The sequence below is a fragment of the Microbacterium sp. 1.5R genome, from assembly GCF_007667425.1.
Classification (GTDB): Bacteria; Actinomycetota; Actinomycetes; order Actinomycetales; family Microbacteriaceae; genus Microbacterium.
This window is the reverse complement of the sequence record NZ_VDRC01000002.1, coordinates 629,913-651,602: the sequence shown is the minus strand read 5'-3', so window position 1 is coordinate 651,602 and position 21,690 is coordinate 629,913. Positions and strand designations below refer to the sequence as shown.

The following is a 21,690-nucleotide window of genomic DNA, read 5'->3' as shown; positions in this document are numbered from 1 at the left end:
GTCGTCGTGCAGGCGGTTCTATGACGCGAGCGCCTCGGCCGGCGGCGCCGACGTCTCGAGTGCGATGACACCGTAGTCCCAGCCCTTGCGCCGGTAGACGACGCTCGGGTGATCGGTGCGCGCATCGACGAAGAGGAAGAAGTCGTGCCCGACGAGCTCCATGCGGTCGACGGCCTCCTCGACGGTCATCCACTCAGGGTCGAAGCTCTTGGTGCGGATGACGACGGGCGAGTAGACCTCTTCTTCGTCGTTCTGCACGGGGATGCTTCCCGTCGCGACGGCGTGGAGCACCTCGGCCGACGCCGGCTGGACGTCGATGCCCTCGAGCGCGCCGCTCTCCTTCTCGAAGTGGGCTCCGCGAGGATGCTGACGCCCGTCGACGCGCTTCTCCTTGGCGCGTCGCAGCTGCTCGGCCATCTTGTCGACCGCGAGGTCGAACGCGACGAACTTGTCGCCGTCCGTGGCCTCGGCGCGCACGACGGGACCCTTGCCGATCAGTGTCAGCTCGACGGTCTCATCAGGGACGCGCCCATTGCGGTACACGCGATGGGTGACCTTCACGTCCAGTCGTTGCGCCCGCGCTGCGAACGTCTCGATCTTGGCGATCTTCTCCTCGACAACGGTTCGGAAGCGATCGGTGATACCCACTCCGACGCCGACGATGCTCGTTTCCATTGCTGCCTCCTTGTCCCGGTCCACCCGGCCAAGGGCGGACCGTGGTCGCCTTGTGACCACCCACCGTAGTCCGGTCGCGCACCGATGTCACGGGTCACTTCCGCCGTGTCGCCGATGAGTCGGTTGGGAATCCGCTGTGCAGCGGGGTCGCGGCGAGAGCGACCGCCGCCACCACGTCGAACCCCGCCCGCTCGAGCACGCGAGCTGCCTCGTCGATGGTCGCGCCGGTGGTCACGACGTCGTCGATGAGGATGACGGGCGCCCCTTCGCCCCGGAGACGTGCGCGCAGGCTGCCCCTGACGTTGCGTGCTCGGCCGTCGACTCCCAGGCCGCGTTGATCCCGCCGCGTGCTCGCAGCGGAGAGCGCCCGCAGCGGCCGCAGTCCCGCTCTGCGGATGAGGAGATCCGGGACGCGGTACCCACGACGGCGGAAGGCCGATCGCGAGGTCGGCACGGGGACCGCCGCGGCATCCGTTCCGCGCTGGCTCTCGGCCACGGCCGCGGCCAGCGCGGCACCCAGCGGGCGGGCGAGAAGAGTCTCTCCCTCGTCTTTCAGCCGTCGGATGCAGCGAGAGGCCACGCCCTGGTAGGTGAGAGCCGCGCGCACCGTCCGACCGCGTGGAGTACGCACTTCGACGGGCGAGGGCCGCAGTTCTCGGCGACACGGATCGCAGAGCAGGGTCTCCGGTGTGCCGCACCCCGCGCAGGTGGCGGCGAGGAGGAATGCGAGCGTCTCCAGCCCGAGCGACCGCAGGGTGGGCATCGACGTCGCAGGACCTGGCATCCGACGATCATGTCGGTCGTCCCGCTGCGGCGAGCGCTCGTGTCGGTCCTGCGCCGCACCGCGGGGAGAGCTCTGCTGCCGCTGGATCCGTGCAGGAGAGGACGCCGCCCGCCAGCGGGGTCAGTGTCCCGCGCGCGTCGCGAGCAGCTGCACGCCCTCCGTCGCCTCGCTCCACGCGGACCCGCTGCGGGCGAAGACCGAGCCGTCGGCACTGAGGATCCGCACTCCCGTGGCGGATCGTGACCCTGCGATCGTCGCCGCACCGGCCGGTGCCGACTCGACGGTCCCCGTCCCGCCGACGATCTGCGTCAGCACGATCCGGTCGTCGGTGTCACCGAGCAGCGCGAGCCGGTCTGGGCCGAGCCAGACCAGGCCGGATGCCGTGCCACGCAGTTCCGTGATCTCCTCCGTCGGCCCGAGCGCGGTCGGCGTGCCGGTCTCGTCCCTGATGATCGCGGAGACGACGACCCAGCGCTCGCCTCCGACGGTGATGACCGCCGCGATGCGCGCGCCGTCCGCCGACACGCGGATGGCCGAGACCTCGGACGCGCCTGGCCAGGCATCCGCGATCGAGGTGGACGCGACCTCCACGCTGATGGCCTGCAGGGCGGACGGTGCGTTCGAAGGCACGGACCAGGTGAAGTCGAACGGATCCATAGTGGGGCGTACGAGCTGCTCGCGCTGGTCGAGCTCGTCCAGGTTCCCGTTCCCGACCACGTAGACGTGTCCGTCGCCGAGCTGCAGAGCAGCATGGGAACCGTCGACGGCGACATCGACGGAGACGATCGGCTGCGTCAGGGCGAGGATCTCGTCCGATACGCCGGCGATGGGGGTCACCTCGCCACCGACCAGATTGCCGAATGCGCCGTCCTTGAGGACGAGACTGCCCCCATCAGGCGGGTCCTGGACGAGCTTGACGACGCCGGCGTCGAGGGTCCGGCCGTCGATGCTGAACCGGACCTGGCTCACCTGCACCCCCGCCGCGAGGAACGTCTCCTGCAGCTGAGTGCGCATGCGGGCGAGCGTGACCTGGTCCAAGCCCGCCGCCGCTCTGTTGAGCGCGACATCCGCCACCTGGTCCGGGTCGATCGGCACGGCATCGCGTGCGAGCTGGACCCCGGCGGGGAAAGCATTCTGCACCGCAGGGTCGAGCCACGGGCTCGGTGCGCCGCCGATCAGCGTCTGCGCGATCGTCGTCGCGATCGTGGCTCGCCGCGGGAACCAGCGCACGTCGGGAACGAGCCGCTCCCACGTCTGGTCGTAGAACTGCAGGGCGTAGTCGTCGTAGACACGGGAGAAGCGCGACTCATCGAGTACCACGCCGTCCGGCGCACCGGAGATGCGCCACTGACCGTCGGTCCGCGTCACCACGAACGATGAGGTCGAGGCCCCGAACGCCTCGGAGTAGGCTCCGGTGCCGTCGACGCTCGCCATCTGGTCGAACGTCACCCGGACGTCGGCGGTGTCTCCGTCGTCGACCTCGGCGTCGTCCTCGACGGTCGAGGAGAACGACCGCGTCTCCGCGCTGACGTCGATCGAGACACCAGTGGTCGGTCGCCAGTCGGCCGCCATCTCGGGCGTCATGAAGCTGCGTGCCGTCTCCCAGTTGTCGGCCGGGGTGATGGCGGCCTCCACGAATCCTTCGACGATCTCGGCGGGGCCCGCCCCTTCGACAGGTCCAGACGCGAGAGGGAGGAAGTCCGGGTCTTCCGGCGAGGCACCCAGAGCGAGTCCCGGCTGCACGTCGCCCGTGGTGGGGAGGCCGGTGCACGCCGTGAGCGCCACTGCGCTCACGGCGAGCAGCAGCGCGAGGAGTGCGCGTCGCGGATGCGCGTTCATTCGAGACTCCCTCGGTCGAAGAGCTCGGCGGGCAGATCCGCGAGCTGGATCGGCTGCGTCGCATCACCGATGCCCGGAAGAGGATCCTGCGGCTCGACGGACACGGGTGATGGGCCGTCCAGCGAGGTGCCTCGTGGGATGGTGAGGACGAAGTTGGTACCGACGCCGAGCTCCGACCACACCGCGAGCGTTCCGCCGTGCAGGGTCGCGTCGCCGAGCGCGATCGAGAGCCCGAGGCCCGTGCCGCCGATCGTGCGTTGGCGGGACGGATCCGCACGCCAGAACCGATCGAAGACGCGCTCTGCGTCCGCCGGATCCATGCCGAGGCCGAAGTCGCGCACACCCACGGCCACCGCATGCTGATTGCTGTCGACCGTGACGACGATCGATCGCCCCTCTCCGTGCTCGATGGCGTTTCCGATCAGGTTGCGCAGAACGCGGCGCACGCGGCGGGGATCCATGTCCACCGGCGAGTATCCGCCCGGCGCCACCAGTCGGAGGTCGCTGCCCCGCCCGTCGGCCAGCGGCTGCATCTGCTCGATGATGTCCTCCGCGAGATGGGCGAGGCTCGTGGCCTCCAGCTCCAACTGCACGGAGCCCGCGTCGTATCGACTGATCTCGAGCAGATCCGACAGCAGGGTCTCGAAACGCTGCACCTGCGTGTGCAGCAGCTCCGTCGTCCGTGCCGTCGTCGGGTCGAACTCGGCGCGCTGATCGTTGAGCATGTCAGCGGCGAGCCGGATCGTGGTCAGGGGGGTGCGCAGTTCATGAGAGACGTCCGACACGAATCGCTGTTGCACGAGCGAGAGCTCGCCGAGCTCCTTGATCTGCGACTCGATGCTGTCGGCCATCGCGTTGAACGACCGGCCGAGGGTTGCGATCTCATCCTCGCCGTGCACGTCGATCCGTACACCCAGGTCGCCGGACGCCAATCGGGCGCTCGTCTCCGCCGCTTCGACGATCGGCGTCGAGACGAGACGCAGGACGATGGAGGAGATCACGGCGACGATCGCCACGAGACCGATGCCCGCGATCCACAGCGTGCGCTGCACGAAGGTGAGGGTGCCGTTCGCATCACCGAAGTCGTACGCGAAATAGATCTCGAACGGACCCGCCTCCGGGACCTGCAGCTGCTGTCCGACGATCACACCGGGAACCGCACGTCCGCCGATGTCCAGAGCCACCGACTGCCAGGCCTGGCGATCGTCGAACTCCGCCACGCGGGTGTGCAGGGCAGAGCTGATGATGTTGTCGCTGAGCCCCGCGGTGAAGCCGTTGAGCGGCCCGGCGACCTCGTCCCTGATGCGAAACCCGGCCAATCCCTCCGCTGTGGAGTTCCTCCCGAGGTCTTTCTGGACGCTGTTCCACAGCTCCTGCAGCGCGGCGGGATCGTCGCCGAGCGCGAACGAGTCGAGCGTGGTCTGCGCCTGATCGATCGAACGCCGTGCGTCTTCGAGCGCCTCGTTCTTCCGCGACTCGAAGAGATCGCTCTGGATGACGAGGGCCATCGTCACACAGGTGATGAGGATGGCCGTCGAGGTGAGCAGCAGAGTGATCGCGAGCGTGCGGAAGCGGAGGGACCTGCGCCACAGGGCACCGAGCACGTCGGGCCACCCTCGCCAGTCGCGGAGGACGGCGACCGCGGTGGTGGTCGCTGTCGTCGCGGCCATCGGCCCTAGCCCGCGCTCCCGGCGCGATAGCCGACGCCGCGCACCGTCATGACGATCTTCGGGTTGTCCGGGTCGATCTCGACCTTCGCGCGCAGCCGCTGCACGTGGACGTTCACCAGGCGGGTGTCCGCCTTGTAGTGGTACCCCCAGACCTGTTCGAGGAGCATCTCCCGCGAGAACACCTGCTGCGGCTTCGATGCGAGGGCGACCAGCAGCTGGAACTCGAGAGGCGTCAGCGCGATGGGCTCGGTGCCCCGGCGGACCTCGTGCGCGTCGACGTCGACGGTGAGGTCGCCGACACGCAGCTGCTCGCCGACGGTCGTGGGCGCCGGACGCAGTCGCGTGCGGATGCGGGCGACGAGTTCCTTCGGGTTGAAGGGCTTGACGATGTAGTCGTCCGCTCCCACCTCGAGTCCGCGGACCACGTCGGAGGTGTCGCTCCGAGCGGTCAGCATGATGATGGGCACGCCGGACTCGCTGCGGATGCGGGTGCAGATCTCGATCCCGTCCATGCCGGGCAGCATCAGGTCGAGCAGGACCAGATCCGGCCGCTGGGAACGCCATTCCTCGACGGCCTTGGCGCCGTCGGCGCAGAACACCGGCTCGAAGCCCTCCGTGCGCAGCACGATGCCGATCATCTCGGCGAGCGCGGTGTCGTCGTCGACCACAAGAATGCGTGAGGTCATAACTGTTACCTTATGGCACTCAGTCCCACGACTCCGCGTCTGCGCGGGCGAGGTGTGTTATGACACGATGGGAGCGCACGACGGAGGGAGTGCCGGTGACCGGCCAGACGTGGACCCCCGCCCCCAGAAGGGGCATCATCCCGCTGCATCCGCTCAGTTTCGGGATGCTGCTCGGACGATCGTTCTCAGCGCTGCGGCACAACCCGAAGGTGCTGTTCGGCTTCGGCGTCGTCATCCAGCTCATCGTCGTCGTGCTGAGCGCGTCGGTGATGGCCTTCGTCTTCGCGACCACCTTCGCGCGTCTCGAATCGCTCTCGCCCTCGTCACCCGATTTCGAAGCGGTGCTCGCCGGCACGGTCGGCATGAACATCCTCGCCGGCATCGCCGTCGGGCTGGCCTCGATCGCCTTCACCGCCCTCATGCAGGGGGTGGTGGCCGCCGAGATCGGGAACGCCGCCGTCGGGGTGAAGGCGACGCTCGGCACCCTGTGGAAGAAGATGCTGCCGGCGTTCTGGCGCCTCGCCGCGTTCGCCTCGCTGTCCGTGGCGTTCGTCTTCGGGATCATCGTGATCGCCTTCCTCATCATCGCCGCCTTCATCGCGGGCGGGCTCGGCGGCTCGATGGAGGCGATCGGCGGCCTCGTGGTCCTGCTGATCGTGCTCGTGCTCGCCACCATCCCGCTCGTCGTGTGGCTCACGACGAAGCTGCTGCTCGTGCCGTCGATCCTCGTGCTCGAGCGCGCGACGTTCCGCGACGCGCTGGTGCGTTCGTGGCGCCTGACGCGCGGGCGCTTCTGGGTCGCCTGGGGCGTCACCTTCCTGATCGGCGCGATCATGGGGCTCGCGATGCAGGTGGTGAACATCCCCGTGGCGTTGGTGAGCTCGATGCTCGGCACCGTCATCGCGCCCACCGGCTCGACCGACCCGTCGGCGGTCATGGGCTTCGTGTTCGCGCTGCTCGCCCCGCAGATCCTGCTCCTCGTACTCCAGGCGGTCACCCTGGTCGTGCAGAGCACGGCGGGCACTCTCGTCTATCTCGACTGCCGTATGCGGTACGAGGGGCTCGACCAGGCCCTGATCAGCCACGTCGAGCGCCGTGACCTCGGCTGGAGCGCGGAGCAGCTCGGTGATCCGTTCGCCGTCGATCGCGACCGAGCGGTGACGAGCGCTCCTCCTCCGAAGCAGGTACCCGAGTGGGCGATGAACGCGCAGTACCAGGGCGCGGGCTATCCCCCGCCGCAGTACCCCGCCTACCCTGCTGACCCCTCGGCGATGCAGGCACCGCAGCAGTACGCACCGCAGCAGTACGCACCGCAGCCCCCGCCCCCGTACGCGGGGCCGGGCTATCCGGCGCCACCCGCTGCAGCCCCCACGACGCCGCCGCCCGCCGCGCCGCCCGCAGCTGCCCCGTCCGACACCGCAGCCACCACTTGGACCGCCCCCGGATCCGGTCCGGGCCAGTCCGCATGATCCACCTCCTCGATGTCTTCGCACCCGACGGCGACGACGCGCGACGGTGGGCGGAGGAGGAACTCTCCGACCCCCGCTACGCCGATGCCAAGCCCACGTGGTTCGACATGATCGCCCGCGACATCGGCCGTTTCCTCGCCGACCTCTTCAGCTCCGACAACGGAGAGAACGTCGGCCCCACCGCGCTGATCGTGGTGTGCGTCATCGTGTTCGCCGCACTGGTCGCCGCGCTCATCATCTGGGGGCGGCCGCGACGCGGACGCGCCGTGCGGCGACCGATCGCGGGCCTGCTCGGCGCCGACGACGACCGCACCGCGGCGCAGCTCCGGGCGGACGCCGAGCGCGCTGCCCGGTCCGAGGACTGGGACGAGGCGATCGTCCTCCGATTCCGGGCCCTGGCACGCGGCCTCCTCGAACGCGACCTGATCGACCCCTCCCCCGGGGCGACGGCGCAAGCGATCGCTCGCGAGGTGTCGCGGGTTTTCCCCGCCGACGCCGACGCCGTACGCCGGGCGGCTACGTCGTTCGACGACGTCCGCTATCTCCGCCGACCTGCGACCTCAGACAGCTATGCGGAGCTCGCCGCGACGGATGACCGCCTCATCGCCCTCCGACCCGAGCTGGCCACCGTATGACGGTCTCGGCGGAGCAGCAGCCGACGTCGACCGCTGCGTCGACGAATCCGCGACGGCGCCTGAAGGCCGTGGGCGGGTGGGGCATCGTCGCCGTGCTCGTCCTGCTCGGCGTCTTCGTCGCGACGCAGGTCGCCGTGCAGATGCCGGGCGACCGCGGCGGGCTCGACCCCGAGGGCGTCGGCGATTCCGGCACACGCGCCCTGGCGGAGCTGCTCCGCGATCGAGGAGTGGAGGTCACGGTCGTGCGCTCCCGTTCGGAGGTGCGCGCCGCCCTGGATGCAGGCTCGACGCTGGCCACGACCAACCCCTACACCCTCACCGACGAGGGGATCGCCGAACTGATCGAACCGGCCGATCGGGTCGTCTTCCTCTCCACCAGCACGCATCTGGTCGCGTCACTCGATCTCGGTGCAAATGCGACCGCGGACTCGACCGAGGTCACGGCCGACTGCGACGTCGCCGAGTTCGCCCATGTGGGCGCCATCAGACCGGATCGGCTCTTCGATCCGGCATCCGGCGTGCGGGGCTGTTTCGGCACCGACGCGGCTGCGGCCGTCCTCGTGGGTGATGTCGACGGTCAGACCCGCATCGCGGTCGAGGGGTCCCGCCTGTTCAGCAACCGCTACCTCGCGGAGAACGGCAACGCCGCGCTCGGACTCGCGCTGCTCGGTCAGAGCGACGAGGTCGTCTGGTACGTGCCGAGCTTCGGCGACACCGACATCGAGGGCGCGGCGCCCGACACTCTCGGATCACTCACTCCCGGATGGGTGACGCCGGCGATCCTCCTGCTCATGCTCGCCGCGCTCGCTGCGGCCCTCTGGCGCGGGCAGCGCTTCGGGCCCCTGGTCGCCGAGACCCTCCCCGTGACGGTGCGCGCATCGGAGACGATGCTCGGCCGTGCGCGGCTGACGGCGAAGGCCGGCGACGCGGCGCACGCGGCCGAGGCGATCCGCGACGGCAGCCGTCGCCGGCTCGCACGTCGGCTCGGGCTCGCCGCGCGGGCGAGCGCCGACGAGGTGGCTGACGCGGCATCCGACCGTCTGCGGATCCCCCGTGGTTCGCTGCAGACCCTGCTCGCCGGACCGCTTCCTGGCGACGACGAGGGACTCATCGAGCTGGCCAGACGTCTGAGCGAGCTCGAGAGCGCCATCGAGGTCGCCGTGCACGAGACCCGGAGACCGAAATGAACGACACTGCCCGCCCGCACCGAATCCGACCGGAAGACGAGGACAAAGCGTGACCACCGACACCCCCACCGACGCAGATCTGCGCCAGGCGATGCACCGCGTGCGCACCGAGGTCGACAAGGCCGTCGTCGGCCAGGCCGGAACGGTGACCGGGCTGCTCGTCGCCCTCCTCGCCCGAGGACACGTTCTGCTGGAAGGCGTGCCGGGCGTCGCCAAGACCCTCGTCGTGCGGTCGTTCGCCCGCGCGGTCGGACTCGACACCAAGCGCGTGCAGTTCACTCCCGACCTCATGCCGGGCGACGTCACCGGCTCGCTCGTGTACGACGCCCGCAGCGGGGAGTTCGACTTCCGAGCCGGACCCGTCTTCACGAACATCCTGCTCGCAGACGAGATCAACCGGACACCGCCGAAGACCCAGGCTGCCCTGCTCGAAGCGATGGAGGAGCGTCAGGTCTCGGCCGACGGGACGAGCAGGCCGCTGCCCGACCCCTTCCTCGTCGCCGCCACCCAGAACCCGATCGAGCACGAAGGCACGTACTCGTTGCCCGAGGCGCAGCTCGACCGGTTCCTCATGAAGCTGGTCGTCGGCATGCCGGAGCGCGATGCCGAGGTCTCGGTACTGCGCAAGCACGCCTCGGGGTTCTCCCCCCGCGAACTGACCGGGGTCGACGCCGTGGTGGATGCCGACGTGATCCGTGCGGCGCAGGAGGCGGCTGCACGCGTCGAGGTCACGGACGACGTGCTGGGCTATGTCGTCGACCTCGCCAGAGCGACCCGGCAGTCGCCGTCGGTCGAGCTGGGGGCGAGCCCCCGCGCGTCGACCGGTCTCCTGGCGGCCGCGAAGGCCTGGGCCTGGCTCAACGCCTCGACCGCGGTGACGCCCGACCACATCCAGACCATGCTCGTTCCCGTGTGGCGCCACCGTCTGCAGCTGCGTCCTGATGCGCAGATGGAGGGCGTGTCCGCCGACGCGGTGCTGACATCCGTCGTGCAGCAGACCAGGGTTCCGATCTAGGTGTTCGTCACCGGTCGTCTCGCTCTGGCGGTCGGCGTCGGCGTCGTCCCCGTCGTCCTCGTCGGCCTGGCCGGCTATCCCGCATATGCCGCGCTCGGCATCTGGATCGGGCTGTGCGTGGTGCTCGCGGCGCTCGACACCGTGCTGGCACCGAGCCCGCGTGCAGTCACGGTGACCCGCCGAGTGCCGAACCGCACGCGCATCGGCGAGCTGGTGCCGGTGAGCGTGGCGCTGCAGAACACGGGCACCCGGACTCTCCACGCGCTGATCCGCGATGCCTGGCAGCCCACGGCGGGCGCCGACGCCGGCAGGCAGCGGCTCGAGATCCCACCGGGCGAGCGGCGGCGGGTGGAGATACCGCTGCTCCCGCGCAGGCGCGGCGAACTGGTGAGCGAGTTCGTCATGGTGCGCTCCCGCGGCCCGCTGGGACTCGCCGGTCGACAGGCCCGACACGACGTCCGCGGCGCGATCCGCGTGCTCCCGGCCTTCTCCTCGCGGAAACACCTCCCGTCACGGCTGGCGCGACTTCGCGAACTCGACGGCAACACCAGCATCCAGGTGCGCGGGCAGGGGACGGAGTTCGACTCCCTCCGCGAATACGTGCGCGGAGATGACGTGCGGTCGATCGACTGGCGTGCGACGGCGCGCGCCGGCTCGACCATGCTGCGTACCTGGCGACCCGAGCGGGATCGGCACGTGGTCATCATCATCGATACGGGTCGCACCGCCGCTGCCCGTGTCGGGGACGGCACGCGAGTCGACGCCTCCCTGGAGGCTGCGCTGCTGCTCGCCGCCCTCGCCGCCCGTGCAGGTGATCACGTGCACCTGCTGATGTACGACCGAGTGGTCAGGGCCAGGGTCTCTGGCGTCGAGGGCGCGGCCCTGCTCCCCGCGCTCACCGACGCGATGGCGCCGGTGCACGCGCGTCTCGTCGACACCGACTGGCCGAGTGTGTTCGCCGCGGTGCGGACGCTCACGACGCGCCCCTCTCTCCTCGTGGTGCTGACGGCGCAGGACGCCGCGGAGTCCGCGCGGGGGTTCCTCGGCGCCTTCCCCGATGCCACGAGGGCCACCTCCATCCTCGTCGGCTCGGTGACCGACGACGGTATCGCCGATCTCGCCAGACAGCGCGGGAGCCGAGAGGAGATCTACGTGGCCGCCGCAGCGGAGAAGACGATGCGCGAGGCGGAGAACGTCGCCGACGCCATCCGACGGGCGGGCGGTGAGGCGATCGCCTCCGATCCCGAGTCGCTGCCGCCGCGCATCGCCGACCGTTATCTCGAACTCAAGGCGGCGGGACGACTCTGACCGGCGGAACGACTCCGACCGTCGGAATGCTCCGACCGTCGAACCACTGGACGACTCCGACCGCCGCTGGTCGACGGAGCCCCTCGGTCACCCGGCGACGAGCCGCGGAGTCCCTGCCTCGTACTCGACCAGGTCGCCCGTCTCACCACGCAGTACCGCACGCCGACCGACGACCAGCATGTAGATGAGGAAGACGGCGAGCGCGGCCACACCGATCCCGATCTTCACGGGCCACGGCAGGGCCCAGCCGGTGACGAAGCCCTCGACGAGACCGGCGAGGAAGAGCGCGAAAACGAGGCCGATGGCCACGGTCGCCAGAGAACGGCCCTCGGCGGCGAGCGACTCGCCCCGCGAACGGGCGCCCGGTGCGACCCAGGACCAGAACAGATGCAGACCGCCGGCGGCGGCCACGAAGATGCACGTCATCTCGAGCAGGCCATGCGGCAGGATGTACAGGATCATCACGTCGGCCCGACCGTGCGCGGCCATCACCGCCCCGGAGATGCCCAGACCCATCGCGTTCTGCACGAGGACGTTCACGGGCCAGATGCCGGTGATGCCGAACAGCACGCACTGCAGCGCGATCCACGCGTTGTTCGTCCAGACCATGCCCATGAACACCGCGGCCGGATTCTCGGTGTAGTACCCGGTGAAGCTCTCGTCGGCGTACTGGGCGAGCATGTCCGGCGGCCCGAGGGTGGCGATGAGAGCGGGATCCGATGAGATCCACGCGGCCGTGCCCACCACGATGGCGATGAACGAAACGGCGATCACGAGCGTGGTCCAGCGCAGACGATAGAGCGCGGCGGGGAGCTGCAGGGCGAAAAAGCGCGAGACCTGGGTGAGGATGCTGTCGGAGGCCCCGGTCAGGCGCAGCCGCGCCCGCACCAGGATCGTCGACAGGTACGACCCCTGCGGCGACTCCCCGACCGTCGTCTTCAGTTCGGCGAGATCGGCGGACGCCGCGCGGTAGCGGACGATCAGCTCGTCGACGCCCGCGCCGTCGAGACGCTCACGGCTCAACCGATCCAGCCGCTCCCATTCGGCGCGGCGTGCATCTGTCAGCGCATCGGCATCCACCTGATTTACTGTACTCATGTCCGCGCCGCTCGATACCTCAGACGAGGTGCTCTCCGGCGAAGCCGTCGCGATCGACGTGCAGCCGATCGGCTTCGTCCTGCGAGCCGCCGGCGCGATCATCGACATGCTGGTCAGCCTCGGCGTCTTCCTGCTGTGGGTCTTCCTGCGCATCTGGTTGTGGAACGCGGGAGTCCTCGACGAGGCCACCGACCGCATCGCCACCGTGAGCGCCCTCGTCGTCAGTTTCGTCGTGCTGCCGATCACGATGGAGATGGCGCTCAAGGGGCGCAGCCTCGGCAAGCTCGCTGTCGGCGGGCGGATCGTGCGCATCGACGGCGGTGCTCCCGGCTTCCGGCACGCGTTCATCCGCGCGCTGCTGGGCGTGCTCGAGATCTATCTCACTCTCGGCAGCGTCGCCGTGCTGGCCGGTGCCTTCAGCGCCCGCTCGCAGCGACTCGGCGACATGGTCGCCGGCACGTACAGCCAGCGCGTGCGCACCCCGAAACTGGTGCCCTCGGTTCCCGTTCTCCCTCCGTCGCTCGCGGGCTGGGCGCAGATCGCCGACGTCGCCCGTTTGCCCGACCGGCTCGCCCGTCGCATCTCGCAGTTCCTGCAGAGCGCTCCGCGCATGGTCCCCGCCGCACGCACCAGGGTGGCCGGCGACCTGCTCCGGGAGGCCTCGCCGTTCATCTCGCCGATCCCCCCGGTGTCGCCGGAGGAGGTCCTCGTCGCTGTCACCGTGCTGCGCCGCGAGCGCGAACGGCGGGCGCTCGAGATCGCCGACCGGAGGGCTGAGCGGCTCACCGGTCGTCGCGTCGGCGTCTGACGTCTCGACGCTCCGCTGAGCGGCGGCCCAGTCAGAAGCGGATCGCGTCGATCACCTTCACCCGGAGTGCGACGAGGGCGGGGATGAAACCCGCGATCGCCCCGACGATGATCGACGCCGCGAGGCCGACGAACGCTGCGCGCATGGGGAACGGCGGGATGTCCTGGATTCCGTAGAACATCGACGACACGACCCATTCCGAGCGCAGGACGGCCACGACGATCGCGATGCCGATGACACCGGCGACGGTGGTCGCGACGAGGCTCTCCAGGAACACCGAGACGAAGACCCTTCCCGAGCTCGCGCCGAACGCCCGCCGGACGCCGATCTCACGCACTCGCTGCCGCATCGCGACGAGCTGAATGTTGATCAGACTCAACGCGCCGAGCGCGAGGATGACTGCGGCGATGCCGCCGGTCACCATCTCGAACGTCGCCTGCACGTCCATCGCACCGGGCTGCGCCGCCCAGTCCGAGCGGCTGACCGAGACGGTCTGCCCCTCGGGAAGACCGGCGCGGAGGTCCATCGCGAGCACCGGGGCGATCTCGTCGACGCGGTCCTGACCGACCCAGATCTCGTACTGCGGCCAGGCCCCGGCGGGAAGCGCGTCGACACGGGAACGGTACGCGTCGAAGAGGAGGTCGACGCGGAGCTCCTCGTCGCCGAAGCTCTGACGGGGCACGACTCCGACGACCTGATAGGTCCCATGGGCTGGACCGGCGAGAGCGAGGGTCGGATGCTGCGTCAGCGGCACCCGGCCGAGACGGTCCCACAGGGCCTCCGTGACCACGACCGGCGGCGCGAGCGCCTCAGCGTCGGCATCCTGCAGCTGGCGACCTTCGAGGAGCTGCTCGCGGTGGATCTCCCCGTACGCGGGGTCGAGCAGTCGCGCGTTGACGTCGACGATGCCGTCCGGCAGCGCCACCGGCACCGTCAGCCCCTGCGCGATCCGGGCGGTGTGGCTGAACTCGAACCGTTCGGTCGCGCGGTCGAAGCGCTCGTCGAACTCGTCGATGTCGACGGCTGCTCCGTCGTCGGTGCTCATTCCGACCACGAGGGTCGCCGCTCGCCCGCCCCATCGATCGGACTGCTCCGCTTGATACTGACGCTGGTACTCGGAGATCGCCACCACGCCGGTCAGCGCGGCGACGGACACGGCGATGCCGATGAGGCTCAACAGCACCCGCAGCTTGTGCACACGGATCTCCGCCCAGGCGTCGGCGAGCGCGCCGAGGATGCCCGTCACAGCTCCGCCCCGATGGTGCGGCGCGTCCGGAGGGCCCCGGACGGGGAGGACGCGGAGTCGGTGGGGACGTACCCGTCGTCGGTCGGGACGTGCTCGTCGTGGGCAGGGACGTGTCCGTCGTCAGTGGGGATCTGCTCGTCACCGGCGGGCACGGGTGCCGCCAGCGTCGACGCCTCGAAGGCACGAGTCAGGTCGGCCGGCGCGAGACGCCCGGCATCCAGTCGATAGTGACGTCGGGCGCGCGCCGCGACGTGGAGGTCGTGCGTGATGGTGACGAGGGCGGCATCCGTCTCCGTGGCGACCTCGTCGAGAAGCGCCATCACCGACGCCCCCGTGTCGATGTCGAGGGCGCCGGTCGGCTCGTCGGCCAGGATGAGGACGGGTCGTCGCACGAGCGCCCGTGCGATCGCGACGCGCTGCTGCTCGCCGCCGGAGAGCCGGTCGGCGACCTGCGAGACGCGGTGCCCGAGGCCGACGCGTTCGAGCATGTCGGCGGCGATCTGGCGTCGAGACCAGAACAGTCGTCCCTTGGCGTGCCCCAGCGGCATCATGACGTTGTCGAGCGCCGTACGCCCCGGCAGCAGGTTGAACTGCTGGAACACGAACCCGACGTTGTCCCCGCGCAGTCGGTCGAGTCGCCCGGAACGCATCCGCCGCACTTCGTTCCCCTCGAAGGCCACCGTGCCGCTCGTCGGCGCGTCGAGCATGCCCAGGATGTTCAGCAGGGTCGACTTGCCCGAACCAGAACGCCCGACGATCGACACATGATCTCCTGCGCCGACCGACAGCGTGATCCCCTTGAGGATCTCGAGCTCCGAGTCATCGGCGAGGCGGACGCCCTTCGTGACGTCCTCGAGGGCGACGAGCGTCACCAGCTCATCCCGCTGTCGCACTGCTCCTGGCCCGGCGCCACCTCGTAGCAGTACTCCTCGACCGGAGCGACGAAGCCCGGCACGAACTGCCGGATGCTGTCGCCCTCGTCGAGTCCTGAGAGGACCTGCACCATCGTGCCATCGCTGATGCCCAGCTCGACGGCCCGTTCCTCCGGGTCGCCGCCGTCGCCGGCATCCACCCAGACGTTTCCGGTGCCCGCACCGCCCTGCACCGCCGTGACGGGGATGACGAGTGCGTCGTCGACCTGTCCGACGGCGAGGTCCATCGTCGCCGGGAGCCCGGCGAAGACGACCTGGTCCGCGGGTATCGCGCATCTCACGCTCGCGGTTCCGTCTGTGCTGACCTGCACCCGCACCCCCGTGCACGCGAACGGAGCCGGGCCGCCGGTGATCGCCACCGACGCCTCGGTGGGGGCGTCGACGAGGCGGTAGAGCTGCACCGGTTCGACAGTGGCGAGGAGATGGTAGCGCGCCGGGGTCATCGTGTACGTCTCGGTGCCGACGGAGGTCGCCTGGCCCTTGACGAGCGCGATCTGCGACACGTCGCCCGCCTCGGGTGCCAGGACGTCGATGTCCTTCTTCGGTTCGTCCTGCCGGATCGTGAACAGCTTCTGGCCCGCTGCGACGGCCGCACCGTCTGCGACGTGGACCGCCAGCACCGTGCCAGTGATCTCACTGCGGACAGGGTATTCCTCGTCCCTCGCGATGTTCCCGTCGAGGGAGAGGGCGTTGACGACCGATCCGCGCTCGACTGTCGTCACCGGCTCGACGATCGACGCCTCGGGCGCCGCCACCGCGTCGGAGCGATCGGGGAAGAACGCGATCTTGACCAGCGCCGCGGCGCACGCCCCGAACACGATCACGAGCAGGAGGGGGAAGATCCAGCGTCGCCAGACGATCACGGCTGCCTTTCCGGCCGCGCCCACCTGGCGCATCCGCGGTCAGCGTATCGGGCGGGAAGCGCGCCGGCTGCCCGAGCGTTCGGCGTGTTCTCGGGAGTATGTCGGTTCAGGCGCGAAGGGCCTCGTGGCGCACGACGAGCCACCCGGCGGGGACCGAGAGTCGCTCGGCGTGCGGAGAGCACAGATCATGCGCGTGCGGATGATTCGCGATGCCCAGCGGACCGAGCGCCGCCATCTGGTCGCCGTAGTCGTAGGTGAGCGTCGCCACGGCTTCACGCGCGCAGCCGACCTTCGAGCAGAGTCTTCCGTCCATCCCCGTCAGCGTACGTCGGCGGCCGGTCGGCGCGACGACGCCGCGCCGCGCGGCGTTCGGCCTAGACTTTCGCTATGCCCCGCAGGTCCCGCTCGTCCGCCGCCCCTCGACGAGGTGCGCGTCACGGACGGCACGGCCGCCTTGGCCGCAGCGAGGTCGTGCGCCCGCCGCTCGCCCCGCTGGACGGACGGATCGACCGCTTCGACCTCACGGTGGGCACGGCTGTGGAGTTTCTCCGCGGCACGTGGCCCGAGCTGCAGGACGTGCGCTTCGAGATCGGCGCGATGCCGGGATTCGACGGCGGCGGGGAGGTTCCGCGCTGGTACCTCGACCGCGAGAACCGTCGGATCGTGCTGTTCCGCCTCCCCATCGAGCGACTCCTGCCGCCGGGGCACGACGACAACGCACACCGGCGCATGTCCATCGAGAGCGCCGTCTTCCGCGCCGCGGCGGAGTACGTCGGCCGCGAGCCGTGGGACCTCGGCGGCCACGACCACTGAGTCGCATCGCCGGCAGACCCTCCATCACCCGGCCGCCTACGCATCGGCCGGCGCAGCCGCATCTGAGCGGCGGAACCGCGGGGTCAGGGGTAGACGGTGATGGTCTGCTGCGCCCCTGCTTCCGGCCACACGGGCCAGCCGGCGAGCGCTCCGGCCGCCGTCATCCGCACGGAGGCGTGCACGGGGCCCGACGGCGCCAACGCGTACACCGTGCGGGGATCCACGTCGATCGACACGGATGACCCCGCCGGGACGGTGACCGATGACGTCTCTCCGCCCGGCACGCCCACCTCGACGACGGCATCCTGATCCTCGTCGTTCGCGAACACCAGTCGCGGTGCGGGCCCGTCGGGGATCGCGACGACCACGTCGTCGTCGAACTCGGGCGCGGGCAGCAGCCAGGCGAAATCCGTCTGCGGCCCCGACCCGTCCTGCTCGCGGACGCCGGCGAGCACCGGAGACTCAGCCTCGATGTCGACGACGTACTCGCCCACCGGAACCGACGCGAGTGAGATCTCCGTCGGCTGATCCGCCGCGAGCGTGACCGGCAGCGACGTCGCGGGAGTGGACTCGCCGACCTCCCGCATCGTCACCACGGCCTCCGTCTCGACCTCGGGCGACATCAGCCGCAGCACCGCCATCTCACTGCCGTCGGCCGGCGCCTGGAGCACCTGGACGCCGGGGATGACGGGGTGCCGCTGCGGCGCCGCGACAGCGTCCTGCAGGTCAGCGCCGGCGGGGTCGAGGGTGCGCGTCAGCGAGGACTGCAGCACGGCACGGACGGGTGCGCCCGTGGCGGTGACCTTGACGACCGGTATCTCCGACCCGCTCGCGATCGATGACAGAGGCAGCGCGGACTGCGAGCCCGCGGGCACGATGACCGAGGTGGATCCGCGCGTCGTACCGAACACCGACAGCGACACCGTCGAGGGCACGGCGCCCGGGTTCGTGAGGACGATGACGTCCTTCGCCCCGGTCTCGACGGAACCGCCGACCAGCCACGACTCGCTGCCGGCGGGGCGGCAGGGAGCAGCGGCGAAGCCGTACAGGTCGTCCTCGGCCAGCGTGAACGATTCGGAGCCGGCGATCAGCGGGGCGGTGCGATCCTGCACCTCGCCGACGAGGCGTCGCACCTCGCCCGCTCCGACGAGGTCCTCGGCGGTGATCGGGGTCGACGAGGGCGTGCCGGCCGTCCCGCCGCTCGTGAAGCGCGGGGCCGCCGCGGACACCATCTCCGACGAGTTCATCGGGTCGCGGCCGATCGCGCGGAAATCCCCGTTGCATACGAGGACCGTGTCGCCGGGCAGGGGTGTGACATCGGCCTGCGCCGGCTCGTGAGAGATCGTGGGCAACGGCGCCGATACGGCCAGCACCGTGCCCGCGACGCACGCGGCCGCGACGAGCGCTCCCGTGATGACACGCGCGCTGGTCGTCGCCACTCTGAAGGCGCGGGTGCCGCTCATCGCCTGCCCTCCTCGGGGTCGCTGTCGTGGTCGGCGTCCTGCGCGGTCGCGCCGCCGGCGGGGGCATCCTGTCCGTCTGCGTCCGACCGCTCGTCGACCGCGGACCGCCGCCGATTCTCGCCGCCGTCTGCACCATCCGGGCCCGACTCGGCCCGTTCGCCGTCGCTGTCGGCGGCCTCCCCGCCTGGTGCGCCCGCACCGGGCCGAGCAGGCGCTGTCTCACCCGACTCGCGCTCGGCGGCGCGCTCGGCGGCGTCCTGCTGTGGGCGCGGGTCCGCCGGTCCGCCCAGGCCCTCGAACTCGTCGGCGTGACGGGGCAGCACCAACCTCTCCTCGGGTGCGAGTCCGACCACCCGAGGTGTGGCTCGTGCGGCGCGTCGGGAAGCGCGCGTCGGGATCGACAGCAGCAGCGCCGCGAGGAGCAGCACCAGCTGCATGGTGATGACGAGGCGTGCGGTCGCCTGCTGCCCGGTGGTGAGCGGGTCGCGGGGCGCCGCGTCGGCCTCGAGCCGGTAGAGGACGCCCCGACCGGTCGAGCCGGCCTGCACGAAGCCCGCCCGCTGATCGAGCGCGGTCACCGCAGCGGTCCCGAGCGTTCTCGCGCGGTCCGACTGGTCATCCGAGACCGACGCGAGGAGGACGTACGAGATGCCGAACTCGCCGAGCTCGGATGCCGCGTCGAAGTCGCGAGCCGAGAGCAGGTCGACGGCCAGCGTGGTGATGTCCCGACCGCGGACCTCGGTCGCGGTGGACAGCATCGTCGTCTGGGCTCCGAGCGTCTCGCTCGCTCCCCACGCGACTTCGGCGGCGAGTCCTCCTTCGTCGCGCGGCGTCAGCACCAGGGTGCCCACAGGGCGGTCGTCGACCGCCTGGGCGGCGATGTAGGCGGGCAGCGTGGTCGCCGGGCCGTCGGTCAATGCCGTGCGCCCCGTGTGGAAGGCGGCGAGCGCGGGGACCGCGCACACCGCGACGGCGAGGCCCGCGACTGCGGCGCTGATCACTCGCAGGCGGGGCAGCGAGAGCGCGCTGTCGAGCGTGACCAGCGCCGCCCCGAGGATGCCGAGCCAGGCGAGACTCAGTCCCGTGCCCGGCCAGACGGCGACCGGAGTCCCTGCGGAGAACGAGACGGCGATGCCGACCGCGAGGAAGGCCGTCGCCAGGCCGCTGGATGCGACGACGAGCAACATGATGCCTGCGCGCCAGCGCGGCGAGACTGCGGCGATCAGGGCGAGGAGCGCGAGCGGGGCGAACAGCAGACCGATCCACGGGGCGACGTCGGCACCCAGGATCGTCACCCAGCCGCCGAGATCCGCCGAGGGGAACCCTGAGGCGAGTGCGAGCCGCCCCGCCGGATCGGCGCTGACCTGAGGCCCGGCCGAGACGAGGCCGGGGTCTGCGAGCAGGGCGATCAGGCTCCCGTGCCGCAGCTGCCAGACGACGAGTGGTGCGAACAGCGCGGTAGCGGGGACGAGCACCCAGAGCAGACGGATCGCCCCGCGCACCCGTGCACCTGCGAGGCTGATGCCGACCGCGATCAGCCAGAGCAGGAGCATGGCCGGGACGAGCGACGGGGCGCATGCGGCGACGGCGGCGAAGACGAGAGAGGCCGCGCCGGCGGCCCCCCATGAGCGATGCGCGACGATCGCGGTGTGGAAGAGCCATGGGAGGAGCAGATGGACCAGGACTCCCGTGGGGCGCCCCTCGACGAGCGCCGCGAGGAACCCAGGCGCCAGCGCCCACACGATGCCCGCCAGGATTCGCAGACCTGCGCGGTCCGTGACCCGCGTGGCGGCGAACCATCCGCCCAGCACGGCCAACGGCAGCGCGAGCACCCAGAGCAGCACGAGCGCAAAGGACGGTCCCGCCGGCCAGAGCGACCCGAGCACCGCGATGACGCCGGCGAACGGATCGGCGGGCCCAACGACATCGACCCCGAGGCCGCGCAGCCCCCAGGCGGCATCCGCCCACAGCGCGGCGACCGTCGTGCGCAGCGGCAGCAGCGCCCCTCCCCCGAGCACCGGCCAGGCGAGCAGCATCGTGAACGCGGCGACGCTGACGACCAGCGCCGCGAGCACGGCCCAGGCACCTCCGCCGGAGAAGAAGCGCAGTTCGTTCGCGACGCCTCGTTCGCTGCCGTGGCCGTCGTCGAGACGTCTGCGAAGATCAGCGCCGGTCACGCGCAGCGGCGCGATGCTCGACCATGTCGCGGTGCGGAACTCACGGATGCGTCGGCGTGACCGCGACACGGCCCCCACGCGCACCATCGCCATGACGGCCGCAGCCCACTCGGGGGCGACGGCCTCGGGGCGCTTGCCGATGAGGTGGGTGATGGATCTCCACAGGGCGAGCGGAAGCAGCGTCAGCCAGTGCAGAGGCACGGCGGCGGCGGGGGCGTACGCGAGGCGCCTGTGCAGCTGAGCCAACCGCTGTGCGAACGCTCGCCTGCCGCGCCCGGTGGGAAGGGCGGCGGGACCGTCCGGCGACACGGACAGCCGGGCGGAGGGCGCGAGGACGACGCGACCGCCGCCGAGGCGGGCGCGGACGCCGAGGTCGAGCCCCTCGTCGGCTCCGGCGAGTGCACGGTCGGGTCGCAGGGCCTTGCGGACCTGCGACCGGATCAGCATCCCGCGGATGTCCGCACCGAGGACGTCCTCTCGGCCGTCGTGCTGCCCCTGATCGAGCTCGCCCGCCGCCAGTTCGACGGAGCGGCCGAGGCCGGTCATGCTCACACCCAGCGACACGATCTCGCGGTCGTTGTCGGTCAGCACGAGCTTCGGAGCCGCGATGGCCGCGGAGGGAGAGCGCTCGAGCGCACCGACCAGTCTCTCGAGGGCTCGGGGGTGCGGCGCGGTGTCGTGCGCCAGCAGCCAGACAGCGCTGCCCTCGGCGATGCGCGGCCGCGCCAACTCCACCGCGTCTGCGAACGAGGTGCTCTGGCGCGCCTCGATGACCCCTTCGACCAGCTCGGCGACGGTCCCGCTCTCGCGGGCAGTCGTCGCATCGCCGCACATCACCAGCGTGATCGCCGCCGGCGGCGCAGTCTGCGAACGCAGCGCGTCCAGCGTGTGCAGGAGCTGCGCGCGGGCGGACGAACCGGGGCGCGCCACGACGATGGCATGAACTCGGGCTGGCATGACGTCGTCAGCCTAAGCGGGCCCGCGGCCCACCGGATGCAGTGGGTTCGGCGTGGCCGCAAGCC

General features: G+C 70.8%; 19 protein-coding genes. 7 read left to right on the top strand and 12 right to left on the bottom strand.

Translation table 11 applies throughout. The features are described from left to right. Positions 1-18: 18 nt before the first annotated feature. From hpf to mtrA, 5 genes are all read right to left on the bottom strand, one after another. A complete protein-coding gene (hpf, locus tag FSY98_RS13955) occupies positions 19-675 on the bottom strand; it encodes a ribosome hibernation-promoting factor, HPF/YfiA family (RefSeq protein ID WP_144877244.1) in 657 nt (218 codons plus the stop codon). A 94-nt stretch (positions 676-769) separates the two neighbouring features. Continuing rightward, entirely contained in the window at positions 770-1,459 is a 690-nt protein-coding gene (locus tag FSY98_RS13950; protein ID WP_144877243.1) for a ComF family protein, read from the bottom strand. Positions 1,460-1,579: 120 nt separating this feature from the next. Then, complete coding sequence (locus FSY98_RS13945) at positions 1,580-3,298, bottom strand: LpqB family beta-propeller domain-containing protein (protein ID WP_144877242.1); 1,719 nt, start codon at positions 3,296-3,298, stop codon at positions 1,580-1,582. Next, positions 3,295-4,968, bottom strand: coding sequence for an MtrAB system histidine kinase MtrB (gene mtrB, locus FSY98_RS13940; protein ID WP_144877241.1), 1,674 nt, complete (start codon positions 4,966-4,968; stop codon positions 3,295-3,297). The genes FSY98_RS13945 and mtrB overlap by 4 nt, the downstream gene beginning before the upstream one ends. A gap of 5 nt (positions 4,969-4,973) precedes the next feature. Beyond that, complete coding sequence (gene mtrA / locus FSY98_RS13935) at positions 4,974-5,654, bottom strand: MtrAB system response regulator MtrA (protein WP_144877240.1); 681 nt, start codon at positions 5,652-5,654, stop codon at positions 4,974-4,976. 95 nt (positions 5,655-5,749) lie between these two features. Between mtrA and FSY98_RS13930 the strand changes: the two genes are divergently transcribed. The 5 genes from FSY98_RS13930 to FSY98_RS13910 all read left to right on the top strand — a co-directional run bounded on the left by FSY98_RS13930 (position 5,750) and on the right by FSY98_RS13910 (position 11,268). After that, a complete protein-coding gene (locus FSY98_RS13930) occupies positions 5,750-7,123 on the top strand; it encodes a hypothetical protein (protein WP_186307696.1) in 1,374 nt (457 codons plus the stop codon). Continuing rightward, positions 7,120-7,758, top strand: a complete 639-nt coding sequence (locus tag FSY98_RS13925) for a DUF4129 domain-containing protein (protein WP_144877239.1) — start codon at positions 7,120-7,122, stop codon at positions 7,756-7,758. Before FSY98_RS13930 ends, FSY98_RS13925 begins: the two co-directional genes overlap by 4 nt. Further along, positions 7,755-8,945 carry a DUF4350 domain-containing protein gene (locus FSY98_RS13920; protein WP_144877238.1) on the top strand — a complete coding sequence of 397 codons (1,191 nt, stop codon included), beginning with the start codon at positions 7,755-7,757 and terminating at the stop codon, positions 8,943-8,945. The genes FSY98_RS13925 and FSY98_RS13920 overlap by 4 nt, the downstream gene beginning before the upstream one ends. Before the next feature lie 91 nt (positions 8,946-9,036). After that, positions 9,037-9,960 (top strand): MoxR family ATPase, encoded by a 924-nt coding sequence (locus tag FSY98_RS13915; RefSeq protein WP_144877751.1) that lies wholly within the window; start codon positions 9,037-9,039, stop codon positions 9,958-9,960. Then, the gene (locus FSY98_RS13910; protein WP_144877237.1) at positions 9,961-11,268 is read left to right on the top strand and encodes a DUF58 domain-containing protein; all 1,308 of its coding nucleotides are present in this window, start codon (positions 9,961-9,963) and stop codon (positions 11,266-11,268) included. An 87-nt stretch (positions 11,269-11,355) separates the two neighbouring features. Here FSY98_RS13910 and FSY98_RS13905 read toward each other — a convergent pair whose 3' ends face one another. Then, a complete protein-coding gene (locus FSY98_RS13905; protein ID WP_144877750.1) occupies positions 11,356-12,348 on the bottom strand; it encodes a stage II sporulation protein M in 993 nt (330 codons plus the stop codon). A gap of 16 nt (positions 12,349-12,364) precedes the next feature. Here FSY98_RS13905 and FSY98_RS13900 point away from each other — a divergent pair, with 16 nt between their 5' ends. Then, complete coding sequence (locus FSY98_RS13900; protein ID WP_144877236.1) at positions 12,365-13,174, top strand: RDD family protein; 810 nt, start codon at positions 12,365-12,367, stop codon at positions 13,172-13,174. Positions 13,175-13,205: 31 nt separating this feature from the next. On the opposite strand, the gene FSY98_RS13895 is transcribed toward FSY98_RS13900, so the two are convergent. From FSY98_RS13895 to FSY98_RS13880, 4 genes are all read right to left on the bottom strand, one after another. Further along, complete coding sequence (locus tag FSY98_RS13895; protein WP_144877235.1) at positions 13,206-14,420, bottom strand: ABC transporter permease; 1,215 nt, start codon at positions 14,418-14,420, stop codon at positions 13,206-13,208. Further along, positions 14,417-15,292, bottom strand: a complete 876-nt coding sequence (locus tag FSY98_RS13890; RefSeq protein WP_144877749.1) for an ABC transporter ATP-binding protein — start codon at positions 15,290-15,292, stop codon at positions 14,417-14,419. The genes FSY98_RS13895 and FSY98_RS13890 overlap by 4 nt, the downstream gene beginning before the upstream one ends. Beyond that, positions 15,289-16,248, bottom strand: coding sequence for a biotin/lipoyl-binding protein (locus FSY98_RS13885; protein ID WP_260857411.1), 960 nt, complete (start codon positions 16,246-16,248; stop codon positions 15,289-15,291). Before FSY98_RS13885 ends, FSY98_RS13890 begins: the two co-directional genes overlap by 4 nt. Before the next feature lie 73 nt (positions 16,249-16,321). Further along, on the bottom strand, positions 16,322-16,528 hold the full coding sequence (locus tag FSY98_RS13880) for a DUF3499 family protein (RefSeq protein WP_144877234.1): 207 nt from the start codon (positions 16,526-16,528) through the stop codon (positions 16,322-16,324). Positions 16,529-16,686: 158 nt separating this feature from the next. Here FSY98_RS13880 and FSY98_RS13875 point away from each other — a divergent pair, with 158 nt between their 5' ends. Then, positions 16,687-17,028, top strand: coding sequence for a metallopeptidase family protein (locus FSY98_RS13875; RefSeq protein WP_144877747.1), 342 nt, complete (start codon positions 16,687-16,689; stop codon positions 17,026-17,028). An 83-nt stretch (positions 17,029-17,111) separates the two neighbouring features. Here the strand turns inward: FSY98_RS13875 and FSY98_RS13870 are convergent, their stop codons facing one another. Both FSY98_RS13870 and FSY98_RS13865 read right to left on the bottom strand, forming a co-directional pair. Then, positions 17,112-18,491, bottom strand: a complete 1,380-nt coding sequence (locus FSY98_RS13870) for a DUF5719 family protein (protein WP_144877233.1) — start codon at positions 18,489-18,491, stop codon at positions 17,112-17,114. Further along, a complete protein-coding gene (locus FSY98_RS13865) occupies positions 18,488-21,625 on the bottom strand; it encodes a glycosyltransferase (RefSeq protein ID WP_144877232.1) in 3,138 nt (1,045 codons plus the stop codon). The genes FSY98_RS13870 and FSY98_RS13865 overlap by 4 nt, the downstream gene beginning before the upstream one ends. Positions 21,626-21,690: the final 65 nt, after the last annotated feature.

Bases quoted from the DNA above. Each gene is read 5' to 3' on its own strand.
- hpf (WP_144877244.1), bottom strand. From the start codon at position 675: ATGGAAACGAGCATCGTCGGCGTCGGAGTGGGTATCACCGATCGCTTC.
- FSY98_RS13950 (WP_144877243.1), bottom strand. From the start codon at position 1,459: ATGCCAGGTCCTGCGACGTCGATGCCCACCCTGCGGTCGCTCGGGCTG.
- FSY98_RS13945 (WP_144877242.1), bottom strand. From the start codon at position 3,298: ATGAACGCGCATCCGCGACGCGCACTCCTCGCGCTGCTGCTCGCCGTG.
- mtrB (WP_144877241.1), bottom strand. From the start codon at position 4,968: ATGGCCGCGACGACAGCGACCACCACCGCGGTCGCCGTCCTCCGCGAC.
- mtrA (WP_144877240.1), bottom strand. From the start codon at position 5,654: ATGACCTCACGCATTCTTGTGGTCGACGACGACACCGCGCTCGCCGAG.
- FSY98_RS13925 (WP_144877239.1), top strand. From the start codon at position 7,120: ATGATCCACCTCCTCGATGTCTTCGCACCCGACGGCGACGACGCGCGA.
- FSY98_RS13920 (WP_144877238.1), top strand. From the start codon at position 7,755: ATGACGGTCTCGGCGGAGCAGCAGCCGACGTCGACCGCTGCGTCGACG.
- FSY98_RS13915 (WP_144877751.1), top strand. From the start codon at position 9,037: ATGCACCGCGTGCGCACCGAGGTCGACAAGGCCGTCGTCGGCCAGGCC.
- FSY98_RS13900 (WP_144877236.1), top strand. From the start codon at position 12,365: ATGTCCGCGCCGCTCGATACCTCAGACGAGGTGCTCTCCGGCGAAGCC.
- FSY98_RS13885 (WP_260857411.1), bottom strand. From the start codon at position 16,248: ATGCGCCAGGTGGGCGCGGCCGGAAAGGCAGCCGTGATCGTCTGGCGA.
- FSY98_RS13880 (WP_144877234.1), bottom strand. From the start codon at position 16,528: ATGGACGGAAGACTCTGCTCGAAGGTCGGCTGCGCGCGTGAAGCCGTG.
- FSY98_RS13870 (WP_144877233.1), bottom strand. From the start codon at position 18,491: ATGAGCGGCACCCGCGCCTTCAGAGTGGCGACGACCAGCGCGCGTGTC.
- FSY98_RS13865 (WP_144877232.1), bottom strand. From the start codon at position 21,625: ATGCCAGCCCGAGTTCATGCCATCGTCGTGGCGCGCCCCGGTTCGTCC.